At 71.3% G+C, this 15,973-nt stretch carries 13 protein-coding genes; 11 read left to right on the top strand and 2 right to left on the bottom strand.

The window, feature by feature from the left end:
- Positions 1–222 precede the first annotated feature (222 nt).
- From ACZ62B_RS00910 to ACZ62B_RS00900, 3 genes are read left to right on the top strand one after another with little or no spacing between them, the layout of a single operon-like run.
- Complete coding sequence (locus ACZ62B_RS00910; protein ID WP_468726114.1) at positions 223–1,218, top strand: carbohydrate ABC transporter permease; 996 nt, start codon at positions 223–225, stop codon at positions 1,216–1,218.
- Between the two features lie 12 nt (positions 1,219–1,230).
- Positions 1,231–2,154 (top strand): carbohydrate ABC transporter permease, encoded by a 924-nt coding sequence (locus tag ACZ62B_RS00905; protein WP_344559971.1) that lies wholly within the window; start codon positions 1,231–1,233, stop codon positions 2,152–2,154.
- Between the two features lie 59 nt (positions 2,155–2,213).
- A complete protein-coding gene (locus ACZ62B_RS00900; protein ID WP_344559970.1) occupies positions 2,214–3,650 on the top strand; it encodes a GH1 family beta-glucosidase in 1,437 nt (478 codons plus the stop codon).
- A 183-nt stretch (positions 3,651–3,833) separates the two neighbouring features.
- On the opposite strand, the gene ACZ62B_RS00895 is transcribed toward ACZ62B_RS00900, so the two are convergent.
- Positions 3,834–4,559 carry a hypothetical protein gene (locus ACZ62B_RS00895; RefSeq protein ID WP_344559969.1) on the bottom strand — a complete coding sequence of 242 codons (726 nt, stop codon included), beginning with the start codon at positions 4,557–4,559 and terminating at the stop codon, positions 3,834–3,836.
- Positions 4,560–4,807: 248 nt separating this feature from the next.
- Between ACZ62B_RS00895 and ACZ62B_RS00890 the strand changes: the two genes are divergently transcribed.
- A complete protein-coding gene (locus tag ACZ62B_RS00890) occupies positions 4,808–5,806 on the top strand; it encodes an AraC-like ligand-binding domain-containing protein (protein WP_468882185.1) in 999 nt (332 codons plus the stop codon).
- A gap of 242 nt (positions 5,807–6,048) precedes the next feature.
- Here ACZ62B_RS00890 and ACZ62B_RS00885 read toward each other — a convergent pair whose 3' ends face one another.
- The gene (locus ACZ62B_RS00885; protein ID WP_382054077.1) at positions 6,049–7,002 is read right to left on the bottom strand and encodes a LacI family DNA-binding transcriptional regulator; all 954 of its coding nucleotides are present in this window, start codon (positions 7,000–7,002) and stop codon (positions 6,049–6,051) included.
- Positions 7,003–7,209: 207 nt separating this feature from the next.
- On the opposite strand from ACZ62B_RS00885, the gene ACZ62B_RS00880 reads away from it, so the two are divergent.
- From ACZ62B_RS00880 to ACZ62B_RS00850, 7 genes are all read left to right on the top strand, one after another.
- Complete coding sequence (locus ACZ62B_RS00880) at positions 7,210–8,514, top strand: ABC transporter substrate-binding protein (protein ID WP_344559966.1); 1,305 nt, start codon at positions 7,210–7,212, stop codon at positions 8,512–8,514.
- A gap of 10 nt (positions 8,515–8,524) precedes the next feature.
- Positions 8,525–9,481, top strand: coding sequence for a carbohydrate ABC transporter permease (locus tag ACZ62B_RS00875; protein WP_344559965.1), 957 nt, complete (start codon positions 8,525–8,527; stop codon positions 9,479–9,481).
- Positions 9,478–10,296 carry a carbohydrate ABC transporter permease gene (locus ACZ62B_RS00870; RefSeq protein WP_344559964.1) on the top strand — a complete coding sequence of 273 codons (819 nt, stop codon included), beginning with the start codon at positions 9,478–9,480 and terminating at the stop codon, positions 10,294–10,296. The genes ACZ62B_RS00875 and ACZ62B_RS00870 overlap by 4 nt, the downstream gene beginning before the upstream one ends.
- On the top strand, positions 10,293–12,674 hold the full coding sequence (locus ACZ62B_RS00865) for a beta-xylosidase/alpha-l-arabinosidase (RefSeq protein ID WP_469689071.1): 2,382 nt from the start codon (positions 10,293–10,295) through the stop codon (positions 12,672–12,674). The genes ACZ62B_RS00870 and ACZ62B_RS00865 overlap by 4 nt, the downstream gene beginning before the upstream one ends.
- Before the next feature lie 244 nt (positions 12,675–12,918).
- Entirely contained in the window at positions 12,919–13,923 is a 1,005-nt protein-coding gene (locus tag ACZ62B_RS00860) for a FecCD family ABC transporter permease (RefSeq protein ID WP_469689070.1), read from the top strand.
- Positions 13,920–15,065, top strand: coding sequence for a FecCD family ABC transporter permease (locus ACZ62B_RS00855; protein WP_469689069.1), 1,146 nt, complete (start codon positions 13,920–13,922; stop codon positions 15,063–15,065). The genes ACZ62B_RS00860 and ACZ62B_RS00855 overlap by 4 nt, the downstream gene beginning before the upstream one ends.
- Positions 15,062–15,934, top strand: coding sequence for an ABC transporter ATP-binding protein (locus ACZ62B_RS00850; RefSeq protein ID WP_344559960.1), 873 nt, complete (start codon positions 15,062–15,064; stop codon positions 15,932–15,934). The genes ACZ62B_RS00855 and ACZ62B_RS00850 overlap by 4 nt, the downstream gene beginning before the upstream one ends.
- Positions 15,935–15,973: the final 39 nt, after the last annotated feature.

Genomic DNA, 15,973 nt, shown 5'->3' with positions numbered 1-15,973 from the left:
GCCCCCCGGAGAGGTACCCCCACTCGCCGCACCGGGCCCTGACCCGAGTACGTCCGGTACAGGGATCAGGGCCCGGCGCGCCGAGAGCGCGCACCTGACGCCGCAAGGCCCGCCCCACGGGCGGCCGGCGGAAGCCCGACGACAGCCCGACCACGGCCCCGGCCTCCCGCCGACGGGCCCGGGCCCCGCCTCACACATCCGCTCTCAGGAAGGAAAAGTCCGGTGGCCACCTCCACCACCAAGGCCATGACCGGCGAGGAGCCGCCGGCCCCGCCCGGCACCACGGGCGACGGGAAGACCGCCCGCCGGCGCGGCTCATGGCTGCACCGGCTGGACGTCAAGGGCGCGCCGTACGCGTTCGTCGCGCCGTTCTTCGTCGTCTTCGCCGCGTTCAGCTTCTACCCCCTCGTCTACACCTCGTGGATCTCCCTGCACGACGTGGAGCTGGCCACCCTCGACGTCATGGAGTGGGTGGCGTTCGACAACTACGTCGAACTCTGGGGCGACTCACGGTTCTGGAACGCGCTGCAGAACACCATCACCATCGGCGTCATCTCCACGGTGCCGCAGCTGATGATGGCGCTCGGCCTGGCGCACCTGCTCAACTACCGGATGCGCGCCTCGCTGTTCTTCCGCGTCGCCTCGCTGGTCCCGTACGCCACCTCGGTCGCCGCCGCCGCGCTCGTCTTCACCATGATCTTCGAGCGTGACTTCGGCATGATCAACTGGGCGCTCGGCACGGTCGGCATCGACCCGGTGCACTGGGAGTCCGACAAGTGGCCCGCCCAGGTGGCGATCTCCACCATCGTCATCTGGCGCTGGACCGGCTACAACGCGCTGCTCTACCTGGCCGCCATGCAGGCCATCCCGGCCGAGCGGTACGAGGCGGCGTCCATCGACGGAGCGTCCCGGTGGAAGCAGTTCACCCACGTCACCGTCCCCGGCATCCGCTCCACCATCGTCTTCACCATCGTGCTCTCCACCATCGGCGCCACCCAGCTGTTCGGCGAGCCGCTGATCTTCGGCCAGGGCCCCAACGGCGTCACCGGCGGCGCCGACAACCAGTACCAGACGCTGGGCCTGCTGCTGTACGAGGAGGGCTGGAAGAACTACCAGATGGGCCGCTCGGCGACCGTCGCCTGGGCGATGTTCATGCTGCTCGTCCTCGCCTTCGTGGTGCAGCGCCTGATCAAGCGCCTGCGTTCCCGTACGTCCTGACCTGGAGTCACCATGACCACCAACAGCCTCCCGGTCCGGACGGAGCCCCCGGTCCGGACCCCCGTCGAGAAGCCGTCCGGCCGCGGCGCCCGCCGGCTGCTGCGCCAGGGCGCCGGCCGCCAGCACCACGCCGGCCCGCTCGCCTACGTCCTGCTCGTCGTCATGGCGGTACTGTCGATCTTCCCGCTGTACTGGACGATGGTGGCGGCCTCCACCGACAACACCCGGGTCAGCCAGACCCCGCCGCCGTTCCTGCCCGGCCCGAACCTGTTCAGCAACCTCGCCCGGGCCTGGGACGAGGCGGCGATGGGCAAGGCCATGGTCAACAGCCTGATCGTGGCCGGCGTGATCGCCCTGTCCACGGTGATGTTCGCGACGCTGGCCGGATTCGCCTTCGCCAAACTGCGGTTCAAGGGCCGCAACATCCTGCTGATGCTCGTCATCGGCACCATGATGGTGCCGCCGCAGCTCGGCGTCGTACCGCTGTTCATGATGATGTCCGAGCTGGGCTGGTCGCAGCAGCTGCCCGCCGTCATCTTCCCCACGCTGGTGAGCGCCGTCGGCGTGTTCTTCATGCGGCAGTACCTGTCCGAGGCGCTGCCCGACGAACTCGTCGAGGCCGGACGCGTGGACGGGGCGCACTCGCTGCGCATCTTCTGGAGCATCGTGCTGCCCGTGGCGCGGCCCGCGATGGCCGTCCTGTTCATGATCACGTTCGTGCACGCCTGGAACGACTTCTTCTGGCCGTTCGTGGTGCTCGACATGACCAACCCGACCGTTCCCGTCGCCCTCACCCAGCTCAGCGCGGGCTACGTCCGCGACCAGTCGCTGATCATGGCGGGCGCGCTGCTCGGCACGCTGCCGCTGCTGGCGATGTTCATCGTCTTCGGCCGCCAGATCGTCAGCGGCATCATGGCCGGCGCCGTCAAGGGCTGACCCGCACCCGCTCCGCCAGGCCTTCGCCTGCGGAATCCCCTCACCCCGAAAGGACTTACGTGGTCACCGCACAGCAGACCGCGTCCGCCCCGGACGCCGCCCGCACCTTCCCCAAGGGCTTCCTCTGGGGCTCCGCCACCGCCTCCTACCAGATCGAGGGGGCCGCCGCCGAGGACGGCCGTACGCCGTCCATCTGGGACACCTACGCCCGCACCCCGGGCCGGGTCCGCAACGGCGACACCGGTGACATCGCCACCGACCACTACCACCGCTGGCGCGAGGACGTCGCCCTCATGGCCGAACTCGGCCTGGGCGCCTACCGGTTCTCCCTGGCCTGGCCCCGCATCCAGCCCACAGGGCGCGGCCCCGCCGTGCAGAAGGGCCTGGACTTCTACCGGCGCCTCGTCGACGACCTGCTGGACAAGGGCATCCAGCCCGTCGCCACCCTCTACCACTGGGACCTCCCCCAGGAGCTGGAGGACGCCGGCGGCTGGCCGGAGCGCGCCACGGCCGAGCGGTTCGCCGAGTACGCCGCCCTCGCCGCGGACGCCCTCGGCGACCGGGTGAAGACCTGGACGACGCTCAACGAGCCCTGGTGCAGCTCCTTCCTCGGTTACGGTTCCGGCGTGCACGCCCCCGGCCGCACCGACCCGGTCGCCGCGCTGCGCGCCGCCCACCACCTCAACCTGGGCCACGGTCTGGCCGTCCAGGCGCTGCGCGACCGCCTTCCCGCCGCCGCCCGGTGCTCGGTCACCCTCAACATCCACCACGTCCGCCCGCTCACCGGCAGCGACGCCGACGCCGACGCGGTCCGCCGGATCGACGCGCTCGCCAACCGGGTCTTCACCGGCCCGATGCTGCAGGGCGCCTACCCGGAGGACCTCCTCAAGGACACCGCGGCACTGACCGACTGGTCCTTCGTCCGCGACGGCGACCTCGAACAGATCCACCAGCCGCTGGACTTCCTCGGCGTCAACTACTACTCGCCCACCGTCGTCTCCGAGGCCGACGGCACCGGCACCCACAACTCCGACGGCCACGGCAACAGCGCCCACAGCCCCTGGCCGGGCGCCGACAAGGTCGCCTTCCACCAGCCGCCCGGCGACACCACCGCCATGGGCTGGGCCGTCGACCCCACCGGCCTGTACGACCTGCTGCGCCGCCTGTCGTCCGACTTCCCGAAGCTGCCCCTGGTCATCACCGAGAACGGCGCGGCCTTCGACGACTACGCCGACCCCTCCGGGAACGTCAACGACCCCGCCCGGATCGACTACGTGCGCGGCCACCTGGCCGCCGTGCACCGGGCCATCCTCGACGGCTCGGACGTGCGCGGCTACTTCCTCTGGTCGCTGCTGGACAACTTCGAGTGGGCCCACGGCTACGGCAAGCGGTTCGGCGCCGTCTACGTGGACTACCCGACCGGCACCCGCATCCCCAAGGCCAGCGCCCGCTGGTACTCCGAGGTGGCCCGCACCGGAGTCCTGCCCGGCGCCTGACCGGACGGGCGCGGTGGTGCACGCCACGCCTATGACCACTGCGCTGTGTGCCGAGGACCGAGTGGCCTCCGGTGCGGCACAGTGGGCGGGCGGGCGGCACCCCGGCGATGGGGGGAATCCGGTGGCGCCGCCGGAACGGAGGGACCGGTCCACGCACCGGTCCCTCCGGGGCGGGCCGGTTCCTCAGGCGGCCGTGTCGATCAGGAGGTGGGAGCGGGCGGTGCCGAACAACCGCCGCTGTTCGGCGAGATGCCGGCGGGTCGCCGTCGTGTCGACCAGGAGCTGGTACACCTGGCCCGCCTTGCCCGCGACGAACACCTCCAGGCGCTTGCGGGGTTCGCTCCGTCCCACGTAGTGGTAGTCCATCTCCAGCCAGATCGCGTCCCGGCCGTTCTGCCGCGTGGTGTGGTGGACGACCTCGAGGCCGTCCATCGACGACTCGGAGGCGATGCGGTACCAGTCGAGCTGCCCGGCCGAGGCGGCCCGGGCGGTCGGCCCGTACGAGGTGTCCCGCTTGACGCTCAGGTCGTACGTGCCGTCGGGGGAGCGCCAGGTGCTCTGGATCTCACTGGCCGGCTGCCGGACCCAGCCGTCCGGCAGTGCGAAGGAGACGGTCAGGCCGGGTTCGTCGACCCGGTGCCAGCCCTCGGGCGGGGGCGGGGCGGAGGGGCCGGGGCCGTCGCTTCCGGCCCGGGTGCTCGGCGGTCCGGAGGGTCCGGGTTCGTCATCCCCGGCTGCCCGGGTGCCCGGCGGCGTGGTGGGGGCCGACGTGGTGGAGGCCGGTACGGCAGCGGCCCCGACGTCGTCCGCGACGCTCCGGTTGGCGGCGGAGCCGCCGATCAGCGGGACCCCGAAGAGCGCCAGCAGCAGACCGGCGACCGCGGTGATCGCCGAGACCACGGCCGCCACTTCACCCCACCGCCGACCCGGTGAGGCTCCTCCGCCCGAACCGCTCAACTGTCCCCCCGCATCTCTTCCGTTCACGGCCAGGGGCACCACTGTGCGGTACGCGGCCGGTTCCGTCCTCCGCCGGGCGCGCAGACTTCCTTGACCCTCCGTGCACCGCCGCCGCGAACTGACCGGCACCGTGCTCCCCGGGACGCCCACCCGCGGTGGAGAATGCGGCAGGGGATCACCTGCGGCGGGGGCGGAGGGCCATGGAGCGCGAGGACGCGGTGGGGAAGAGCGGGCCGGCGGGCCCGGTGTCCGTCTCCAGCGACAGCGTCAGCGGACCGGACGGATTCGACCGGTGGGGCGAGATGGTCGGCAAGGCGGTCATGCCGGTGACGATGGCCAGTGAACACGCCGACCACTTCAGGGGCGAGGCGACCACACTGGAACTCGCGCGCACCGAGGCGTCCGCCTTCTCCTTCTCACCGATGTCGGCGTGGCGTACACCCGCCCACATCCGGAGGTCGGACCCGGAGAACTACTACCTCTGCCTGGTCCACGGCAGTCCGATCGTCCTGGAGCAGCGCCGCAACGACGTCCTGCTCACCGCGGGGGAGATGGCGATCTTCGACACCTCGCAGCCCCTGTTCTGCGATTTCCAGGACCACGGCCGTCCCACCCGGGTGTCCCTGTTACGGCTGCCCAGAGCCGCCGTACCGCTGCCCGGTGACAGAACCGACGGGCTGGTGGCCACCCGCCTGCCCGCACAGGCCGGTTCGGGCGTGCTGCTCGCCTCCTTCCTGACCGGTCTGCGGGCGAACGCCGGGCAGTTCAACACGACGGAGCTGCGACGCCTCGGCGCCATGGCGCTCGAAGTGGCCGCCACCTTCCTCGCCGCCCGTCTCGACCTCTCCCCGTCGCTGCCGGTCGAGAGCAGGCAGCAGGTGCTGCTGGCCCGGATCGACGCCTTCATCACGCACAACCTGTCCGACCCGGAGCTGAGTCCGGCGACGATAGCCGCGCACCACCACATCTCCGTACGCCTCCTGCACGCCCTGTTCGAGGAGGAACCCGAGACGGTCGGCGCCACGATCCGCCGCCGCCGGCTGGAACGCACCTGCACCGACCTCGCCGACCCGCGACTGCGGCACCGGACGATCGGCGAGATCGCCCTCCGCTGGGGCTTCCGCCACCCCGCCGACTTCAGCCGCGCCTTCCGTCGCGCCTACGGAATCTCCCCCAGCGACTTCCGGCACACGGCCTGAGCGAAAGTTTCGCCATCGGCGGTGTGAAGAACAGCCAAGTCATTCAAGCGAAGCGGCACTTCGGAGGCCTCCGAAACATTCGGACCCGGTCCGGCGCCCCTCACGCCTCCTCGGGCGGAGCCGTACCCACCGGCCGCGCGAGGTGGTGGGCGGTACGCACGGGCGTCGCGTCCCCCGCCGGGCCTCGCGCCGACGTGGCGCCGCACGCCGGGCCGGCCGTCCCGTGGCCGGGCCGGCGCCTCTCACGCCTCCTTGGGCGGAGCGGTGCTCTGCCGTACCACCAGGTGTGTCGCCAGCTCTATGCGCTGGGCGGCCGTGCCGGGGTCGTCCGGGCGGAGCAGCATCCGGGCGGCCTCCTCGGCCATGTGCCGCAGCGGCTGGTGGACCGTGGTGAGCGGCGGGCTCGACCACTGCGCCAGCGGTACGTCGTCGTAGCCGACCACCGACAGCTCCTCCGGCACGCGCAGGTCCTTGACCCGGGCCGCCTCCAGCACGCCGAGCGCCTGGAGGTCGCTGCCCGCGAAGATCGCCGTGGGCCGGTCGGGACCCTCCAGCAGGTCCATGGCGTGCTCGAAGCCGCCCTGCACGTGGAAGTCGCCGAAGCGCATCAGCCGCGGGTCGGCCTCCAGACCCGCCATCGCCATGGCCGAGCGGTAGCCGTCGAGGCGCGCCAGTGAGCACAGCATGTCCTCGGGCCCGGTGATGATCGCGACCCGCCGGTGTCCCTGGTCGGTGAGGTGGCGGGTGGCGGCGAGACCGCCGGCCCAGTTCGCGGAGCCGACCGAGGGGACGTCCGGGTCGGGGTCGCCCGCCGGGTCGATGACGACGAAGGGGATGGCCGCCGCCCTGAGTTGGCGCTTGATGTCCTCCGGGAGGGTGGAGAAGACCAGCACGACGCCCAGCGGCTTGCGTTGCAGCACGCCCGGGAGCCACTCCGGCGCGGGGGTGTGCCGGGTGCCGCTCTCGGTGAGGACGACCGTCGCGCGGTTCTCCTTGGCGACGTTCTCCACGCCCCGGATCAGCTCCATCGCCCAGATGCTCTCCAGCTCGTGGAAGACGATCTCGATGAGCGGTGAGCGGGACGCCGACTGGGTGCGACGGCGGTAGCCGTGGGCGTCCAGCAGCCGTTCCACCTTGGCCCGGGTGGCGCGAGAGACATCCGATCGGCCGTTGAGGACCTTCGAAACTGTCGGCATCGAAACGCCGGCCTCTTTCGCTACCGTGGCCAGGGTGACTCTACCGTTCGTCTCGTCGTCATCGTGCATAGGCGCAGGATACGGCACCACGCGTCGATAACGGTTTGGGCGAGTACTGAATCGACCGTTGACCGAAACACCGGTCTGACCTACTGTCCAGCGGCATGGACTTTCGGTGATGATGCCGAAACTTTCGAAAGGCGAACGATGAAGACACGTGCGCGCTTGCCCAGACTGGTCGCCTGCGGTGCGACGCTCACCCTCGCACTGAGCCTCTCGGCCTGCGGTGACGGGAACGGCGGGGCGTCGGCGGACGACGGCAAGATCCATGTCCTGGTCTACGGGGACGCCAGCAACAAGGTCGAGAAGCAGCTCGTCGAGAAGTTCAACAAGACGTCCGACGTCAAGGTCGTCCTCGACACCATCCCCGGTGCGGACTACCAGCAGAAGCTGCAGACGATCATCAGCACCCCCCAGGCCCCGGACGTCTTCTTCAACTGGGGCGGCGGCAGCATCAAGCCGTTCGTCAAGGCCGATCTGCTGATGCCGCTCGACGACTTCATCAAGAAGAACCCGGACCTGGAGAACAAGTTCCTGCCGTCCGTCTTCAACAACGCCGTCGTCGACGGCAAGCCGTACGGCATCCCGATGCGCGGCACCCAGCCGGTCCTGCTCTTCCACAACAAGGCGGTCCTCGACGAGGCGGGCGTCAAGCCGCCGAAGACCTGGGACGAGCTGCTCGACGCGGTGAAGAAGCTCAAGGACGAGGGCGTCACCCCGATCGCGCTCGGCGGCGGCGACGTCTGGCCGACGCAGATGTGGTTCCAGTACCTCTACGACCGCATCGCCGGACCGGAGCTGTTCGCGAAGGCCGTCGGGGGCGACAAGAGCGCCTGGGAGAGCGCGGACAGCAAGAAGGCCCTGAACATGATCAGGGAGCTCGTCGACGCCGGCGCCTTCGGCAAGAACTACGACTCCGTCAAGTACACCAACGGCGGCTCGGTCCAGCTCGTGGCCGCGGGCAAGGCCGGCTTCGAGCTGATGGGCTCCTGGTACTACTCCCAGCAGCTCACGGACCACAAGGAGTTCGCCGAGAAGGACCTCGGCTACACCGCCTTCCCGGCCGTCGAGGGCGGCAAGGGCGACCCGAAGAACGTCGCCGGCAACACCAACAACTACTACTCGGTCATGAAGAAGACCAAGCACCCCGAGGCCGTCGCCGAGTTCCTGAAGCTCATGTACTCCGACGACTTCGTCAAGGCGCATCTGGAGATCGGCAACCTGCCGACCACGACCAACACCGACAAGTTCATCGAGACCGCGGGCTCCCCCGAGTACTCGCGCTTCCAGTACGACCTGGTCGCGGACGCCCCGTCGTTCCAGCTCTCCTGGGACCAGGCGTACCCGCAGAAGGCCAGCTCGGACATGCACAAGGCCATCCAGCAGTTCTTCAACGGACAGCTCGACACGGACGGCTTCATCAAGGCCATGCAGGCCCTCCCGACCGAGTGACGAACGGCTCATGACCACAAAGATCACGAGCGCCCGGCCCGCCGCCGGACCCCGCAAGGGGTCCCGGCGGCGGCCGCCCGCCTCATCCGCAACGAAGGTGGGCCGCCCCGGCTTCACCTGGGCGCTGCCCGCCGCAGTGTTCTTCACCCTCTTCGCGATCGTCCCGCTGATCATGGTGGCGGTGCTGTCCTTCATGACCTGGGACGGGCTCAGCTCGCCCGAGTTCGTCGGCATGGACAACTGGTCGCGCCTGATGGACGACCCGGTGATGCTCAAGAGCATCTGGCTGACCCTGCTGCTGACCGTGCTCGGCGTGGTCCTCCAGACCCCGCTGAGCATCCTGCTCGGCGTCTGGGCCGCCGGCCACCAGCGCAACCGCGCCGTACTGTCCGTCATCTACTTCATCCCGCTGCTGCTGTCCGCGACGGCCGTCTCCGTGCTGTGGCGGGCGCTGCTCGACCCGAACTTCGGCATCCCGGCCGAGGCCGGCTGGCTCTTCGGCGACGGCAACCTCTTCGGTGAACAGGCCACCGCCATCGGCGTGCTGGCGTTCGTCAGCACCTGGCAGTTCACCCCGTTCCACACGCTGATCTACCAGGGCGCCGCCCGCGCGATCCCCCAAGTGCTCTACCAGGCCGCGGAGATCGACGGAGCGGGCCGCTACCGGCAGTTCTTCCACATCACGCTGCCGCAGCTGCGCAACTCGATGATCACCTCGATGATCCTGATGATCGTCGGCGGCCTGACCACCTTCGAGACGGTCCTCATCCTGACCCAGGGCGGCCCCGGCACCGACACCACCATCAGCGCCTACTACATGTACGACAAGGCGTTCAAGAGCTTCGACTACGGCACCGGCTCCGCGATCGCCCTGGCCCTGGTCGTCGCGTCCACGATCATCTCGCTGATCGTCGTCCGGGTCTCCGGCTACGACAAGATGCGCAGCTCCATGGAGGGTGTGTCATGAGGCGCCGACCGAACTACCTGGCCGGCGTCGGCTCGCTCTTCTGGCTCTTCCTGGTCGGCCTGCCGTTGTACGTGATGCTCGCCGCGACCCTGCGCACCCGCCAGGACTACGCCGAGAACGGTCCGGTCTCCTTCCCGGACAGCTTCACGCTGGACAACTACACGGGTGCCTTCGACGCGGGCTTCGGCCAGTACTTCTTCAACACGCTCGTCGTCACCGCCTGTGTGATCGGCATCGTGCTGCTGCTGGTCCCGCCGCTCGCCTACGCGATCGTCCGCAGCCGCGGCCGGGCCACCTCGGCGATCTTCCGGCTGTTCCTGCTCGGCCTCGCCATCCCGGCCCAGGCCGTCATCGTGCCGATGTTCTACCTGATCAGCGAAGCCGGGCTGTACGACAACCTGCTGGGCGTCATCCTGCCCACGGCCGCGTTCTGCCTGCCGATGTCGGCGCTGATCCTCAGCGGCGCGATGCGCGACATCTCCCCGGAGCTGTACGAGGCCATGGCCATGGACGGCGCCACCCCGCGGCGCATGTTCTTCCAGCTCGTCCTGCCGCTGTCGAGGGGCGGACTGTCCACGATCGTGGTCTTCTCCGCGCTCCAGGCATGGAACGGCTTCCTGTTCCCGCTCGTCCTGACCCAGTCCGACTCCACCAAGGTGGTCACCCTGGGCCTGTACAACTTCCAGACCGCGCACGGCATCGACATCCCCGGTCTGCTGGGAGCCGTGGTGCTGTCCATGGTGCCCATCCTGCTCGTCTACCTGTTCGCCCGTCGCGCCCTGGTCCAGGGTCTGATGGGCGTCGGAGGAAAGTGACTGCCGACGTGGCCGTAGAGACCACCCCCGAAATCCCCCTCTGGAACGACCCGGCCCACCCCGTCGCCGCCAGAGTCGACGCGCTGATCGGCGCGATGACCCTCCAGGAGAAGATCGCCCAGCTGTACGGCGTGTGGGTCGGCGCGTCCGCCAACGGCGGCGAAGTGGCCCCCCACCAGCACGACATGGAGGAGGCCGTCGACCTCGACGCGCTCCTGCCCGACGGACTGGGCCAGCTCACCCGCCCCTTCGGCACCGCGCCCGTCGACCCGGCGCTCGGCGCGCTCTCCCTGCTGCGCACCCAGTCCCGCATCACCTCGGCGAACCGCTTCGGCATCCCCGCTCTCGCGCACGAGGAGTGCCTGGCCGGCTTCGCCGCCTGGGGCGCCACCGCCTATCCCGTCCCGCTGTCCTGGGGCGCCTCCTTCGACCCGGACGTGGTGCGCCGGATGGCCGCCGCCATCGGCCGTGACATGCGGTCCGTCGGCGTCCACCAGGGTCTCGCCCCCGTCCTGGACGTGGTGCGCGACGCCCGCTGGGGCCGGGTGGAGGAGACCATCGGCGAGGACCCGTACCTCGTCGGCACCATCGGCACCGCGTACGTCCAGGGCCTGGAGTCCGCCGGGATCGTCGCCACCCTCAAGCACTTCGTCGGCTACTCGGCCTCCCGCGCCGGACGCAACCTCGCCCCCGCCCCCATGGGCGCCCGCGAACGGGCCGACGTCCTGCTGCCGCCGTTCGAGATGGCGATCCGCGAGGGCGGCGCCCGCTCCGTGATGCACTCCTACACCGACACCGACGGCGTCCCCGCCGCGGCCGACGAGAGCCTGCTGACCGGACTGCTCCGCGACACCTGGGGCTTCGACGGCACCGTCGTCGCCGACTACTTCGGCATCGCCTTCCTCAAGACCCTGCACGGCATCGCCGGAGACTGGGCCGACGCCGCGGGCGCCGCGCTGAAGGCCGGCGTCGACATCGAACTGCCCACCGTCAAGACGTTCGGCGCACCGCTCGCCGAGGCCGTCACCGCCGGCCGCGTCCCCGAGGCGCTCATCGACCGCGCCCTGCGCCGCGTCCTCGGCCAGAAGGCGATGCTCGGCCTGCTCGACCCGGACTGGAGCCCGGTGCCGCCCGCGCTCGACGGCGTGGACCTGGACGACCCGGACGCCCTGCGCGGCAAGATCGACCTGGACCGGCCCGAGAACCGGGAACTGGCCCGCGAGATCGCCGAGAAGGCGGTCGTCCTGCTCACCAACGACGGCACCCTGCCGCTCGCCGCGCCCCGCCGCATCGCCCTGGTCGGCCCCAACGCGGCCGAGGCCACCGCCGTACTGGGCTGCTACTCCTTCCCCCAGCACGTGGGCGTGCAGCACCCGGACGTGCCGGTCGGCATCGACCTGCCCACCCTGCGCGACACCCTGGCCGCCGAGTTCCCCGACGCGGAGATCACGGCCGTACGCGGCACCGGCGTCGACGACGGGGACCTCTCCGGCATCGGTGAGGCGGTGGACGCGGCCAGGGACGCGGACATCGTCATCGCCGTACTGGGCGACCGCGCGGGCCTGTTCGGCCGCGGCACCAGCGGCGAGGGCTGCGACGCGGAGTCGCTCGCCCTGCCCGGCGCCCAGCAGCACCTGCTCGACGCGCTGCTCGACTCCGGCAGGCCGGTGGTGACCGTCCTGCTCGCCGGCCGGCCCTACGCGCTCGGCCGGGCCGTCGCCGAGTCCGCGGCGATCGTGCAGTCCTTCTTCCCCGGAGTCGCGGGCACCCACGCCATCGCCGGCGTGCTCAGCGGCCGTACCGGCCCCTCCGGACGGCTTCCGGTCAGCGTGCCGCGCGGCCCGGGCTCCCAGCCGACCACCTACCTCGGCGCACGGCTCGCCCAGGTCAGCGAGGTGTCCAACATCGACCCGACCCCGGCGTTCGGCTTCGGGCACGGTCTGACGTACACGAGTTTCGCCTGGAGCGACCTCGCGGTGGACGCGCGAGAGGCGGGTACGGACGGCGAGTTCGGCCTCGCCCTCACCGTCCGCAACACCGGCGACCGTTCCGGCACCGAGGTCGTCCAGCTCTATCTGCACGACCCGGTCGCCTCCGTCGTCCAGCCGGTGCAGCGGCTCGTCGGCTACACCCGGGTGGAGCTGGAGCCGGGCGAGTCCCGCCGCGTCCGCGTCACGGTCCCGGCCGACGTGGCGTCCTTCACCGGCCGCGACGGCCGCCGGGTCGTCGAACCCGGTGACCTGGAACTCCGCCTCGCCGCGTCGAGCACCGACGCGCGCCTGACGGCGACGGTCACCCTGACCGGCCCCGAACGCCAGGTGGACCACACCCGCCGCTTCCACGCGGCCTTCACCCAGGAGCCGGCTCCGGAGGCGTGACCCGGAACCGCCCCCGGACCCGGACGGCCCGGACCGCACACGCGGTCCGGGCCGTCCGGGTTTCGTCCACCCCGGCCCTCCTGCCGCACGCTCACCGTGACCGATCCTGCGGGCGCGCCCCGACGCCCGACCCGAGAACACCGGCCGGGCGGGATCTCCGACACCGGCCCCGGGGCACCCCGTCCGTGCCGTCGCGGCGGCGCGTACGCTGGGGCGGGCTTTACCGAGTGCTGGGGAAGGGTGCATGTCAGGCGTCATACGCAGGCGCGTCGGCTGGTTGGCCGTCGCCCTTCTCCTGTTGCTCTCGGCCGTGCTGCTGAGCCTCGCCGTCGGCAGCCGGCCGATCGCCCCGGGCGCGGTCTGGGACGCCCTGCTGCACGGCGGTACGAGCGCCGACGCACAGGTCGTCCGGGCGCTGCGGGTGCCGAGGACCGTCATCGGTGTCATGGTGGGCGCCGCGCTCGCTGTTGCCGGAACGGTTCTGCAGGGCATCACGCGCAACCCGATCGCCGAGCCCGGCATCCTCGGCATCAGCCAGGGCGCCTCACTGGGCGTCGTCTGCGCGATCGCCTTCCTCGGCGTGCACACACTCACCGGATACGTCTGGTACGCGTTCGCCGGGGCGGGGATCGCGGCCGTCGCCATCTACGCCGTCGCCAGCAGCGGTCGCGGCGGCGCGTCCCCGGTGAAGCTGGCCCTGGCGGGCGCCGCCATGAACGCGTTCCTCGCCTCGGTGGTCTCGGGGATCCTCACCACCAACGCGCGGGCGCTGGACGAGTTCCGGTTCTGGGACGTCGGTTCGCTCAGCGGCCGGGACGCCACGATCGCCGGCCAGGTCTGGCCCTTCCTCCTCGTGGGACTCCTGCTGGTCCTGGCCATGGCCCGCGGCCTGGACGCGCTCGCCCTCGGCGAGGACGTCGCCCGGGGCCTGGGCCGCAACGTGGCGCTGCTGCGGGTGACCGGCGCGCTGGGCGCCACCGTCCTGACCGGCGTCGCGGTCGCCGCCGCCGGGCCCATCGCCTTCACGGGGCTCGCGGTACCGCACATCGCCCGGGCGCTCGTCGGCCCGGCCCACCGCTGGCTGCTGCCGATGGCCGCGCTGCTCGGCCCGGTGATGCTGCTCCTCGCGGACGTCCTCGGCCGTGTCGTCGTCCCGCCCGCGGAGGTGCCCGTGGCCGTCATGACGGCGCTGGCCGGAGTGCCGTTCCTCATCGCCCTGGTGCGCAGGAAGGCGGTGGTCGCGGCATGACCGGCCTCCGTGGAACGTCCTCGGGACCCGGTACGGAACCGCTGCGCGAGGCCGCCCTGGCCCTCGGCGCGGACGGGCCGCGCCCCGCACGGTCCGCACGCCCCGACGGATACGCGGTGCTCCGGGCAGGGCGCGGCAGTCTCCTGCTGCACCGCAGGGCCGCGCTGGTGGCCGCCGTGCTCGCGGTGCTGCTGTCGGCGGCGGTGGTCGCCTCCCTGTGCGTCGGGGAGTCGTTCGTCCCGCCCTCGGAGGTCGTCAACGTCCTGCTGGGCCGCCCGAGTCCGGACGAACTCGTCGTCGGCACACTCCGGCTGCCGCGGCTGGTGACCGGCCTCCTGGTCGGCGCCGCGTTCGGAGTGTCCGGCGCGCTCGTCCAGACGGTGGCCCGCAACCCGCTCGCCAGCCCCGACGTCATCGGGGTGACCCACGGCGCCGGCGCGGCGACGGTCGCGGCGATGACGTTCGGCGTCACCTCGTACGCCGTCCTGCCGTACGTGTCCGTCGTCGGCGGACTGGCCGCCGCGCTGCTGGTCTACGTGCTGGCGTGGCGCGGCGGGCTGCACGCCTCCCGGTTCGTACTCATCGGCATCGGCATCTCCGTCGCCCTCGGTTCGCTGACCCGGCTGTTCGTGACGAAGGGCGACTACCTCGTCGCCCAGCAGGCCAAGGTGTGGCTGACCGGTTCGCTCAACGGTCGCGGCTACGACCAGGCCGCGCCCCTCGCCACCGTGCTCGTGCTGCTCGTGCCGTTCCTGCTGTGGGCGGCCCGAGCGCAGCGCACCGCGGCGTTCGACGACGACACGGCGACCGCCCTCGGCACCCGGCTCGGCCGCACCCGGCTCGGACTGACCGCCCTGGGCGTCGTGCTGGCGTCGGTGGCCACCGGCGCCGCAGGCCCGGTCGACTTCGTGGCGCTGCTCGCCCCCCAGATCGCGCGACGGCTCACCCGTACGACACACATCCCGCTGGTGTGCTCGGCGCTGACCGGCGCGCTGATCGTGGTCGTCGCCGACCTGTCGGCCCGCAGGCTCCTGTCCCCGCTGGAGCTGCCGGTCGGCGTGTTCACCGCCCTGGTGGGCGCCCCCTATCTGATGTGGCTGATCGTCAGCACCCGTAGCAGCCGTTCCGGAGGAACCGCGTGACCGGCAACCGCCTCACCGCCCAGGGGCTCACACTCGCCTACGAGGACCGCACGGTCGTCGAGGACCTGGACCTGGAGGTCCCCGACGGCAAGGTGACCGTCATCGTCGGTCCCAACGCCTGCGGCAAGTCCACCCTGCTGCGGGCGCTGGGCCGGCTGCTGAAGCCGCGCGGCGGCGCCGTGCTGCTGGACGGCACCGAGCTGTCCCGCATCCCGTCCCGGCGGATCGCGCAGGCGGTCGGACTGCTGCCGCAGACCCCCGTGCCGCCGGAGGGCATCACGGTCGCGGACCTGGTCTCGCGCGGGCGCCAGCCCCACCAGAAGTGGTGGCAGCAGTGGTCGGAGGCGGACGAGACGGCCGTCGCCGAGGCGATGGAGCGCACCGGCACCGCCGATCTCGCAGGCCGTCCCGTGGACGAGCTCTCGGGCGGCCAGCGCCAGCGGGTGTGGATCGCCATGGCCCTCGCCCAGGACACCGACGTCCTGCTGCTGGACGAACCGACGACGTATCTGGACATCGCCCACCAGGTGGAGGTCCTCGACCTGGTGCGACAGCTCAACCGGGAGCGGGGCCGCACGGTGGTGGCGGTGCTCCACGACCTCAACCAGGCGGCCCGCTACGCCGATCACCTGATCGCCATGCGGTCGGGACGGATCGTGGCGCAGGGCCCACCCGCCGATGTCGTCACCGCGGATCTGGTCGAACGGGTCTTCGGCCTCGCCTCGGTCGTCGTACCCGACCCGGTGACCGGTGACCCGCTGGTCGTGCCCGGTCCGCCGTGGTCCGCGGGCGCCCGATGGCCGGAAAGCACCGCCGAAGTGACCGGAACCACACAGTCCGGTCATGGTCGGAGCACGGATATCGCATAAGGTCAGGCTTGCCTAAGCAGCACCCAGGTCTGGAGTTAT

It is taken from the genome of Streptomyces sp. NPDC053426, from assembly GCF_055585405.1.
The sequence above is the reverse complement of the archived record's forward strand: the minus strand, read 5'-3'. Positions and strand labels throughout refer to the sequence as shown.

Excerpts from the sequence above, each read along its gene's own strand:
- ACZ62B_RS00855 (WP_469689069.1), top strand. The coding sequence starts at position 13,920 with ATGACCGGCCTCCGTGGAACGTCCTCGGGACCCGGTACGGAACCGCTG.
- ACZ62B_RS00875 (WP_344559965.1), top strand. The coding sequence starts at position 8,525 with ATGACCACAAAGATCACGAGCGCCCGGCCCGCCGCCGGACCCCGCAAG.
- ACZ62B_RS00870 (WP_344559964.1), top strand. The coding sequence starts at position 9,478 with ATGAGGCGCCGACCGAACTACCTGGCCGGCGTCGGCTCGCTCTTCTGG.
- ACZ62B_RS00880 (WP_344559966.1), top strand. The coding sequence starts at position 7,210 with ATGAAGACACGTGCGCGCTTGCCCAGACTGGTCGCCTGCGGTGCGACG.
- ACZ62B_RS00885 (WP_382054077.1), bottom strand. The coding sequence starts at position 7,002 with ATGCCGACAGTTTCGAAGGTCCTCAACGGCCGATCGGATGTCTCTCGC.
- ACZ62B_RS00890 (WP_468882185.1), top strand. The coding sequence starts at position 4,808 with ATGGAGCGCGAGGACGCGGTGGGGAAGAGCGGGCCGGCGGGCCCGGTG.
- ACZ62B_RS00905 (WP_344559971.1), top strand. The coding sequence starts at position 1,231 with ATGACCACCAACAGCCTCCCGGTCCGGACGGAGCCCCCGGTCCGGACC.
- ACZ62B_RS00860 (WP_469689070.1), top strand. The coding sequence starts at position 12,919 with ATGTCAGGCGTCATACGCAGGCGCGTCGGCTGGTTGGCCGTCGCCCTT.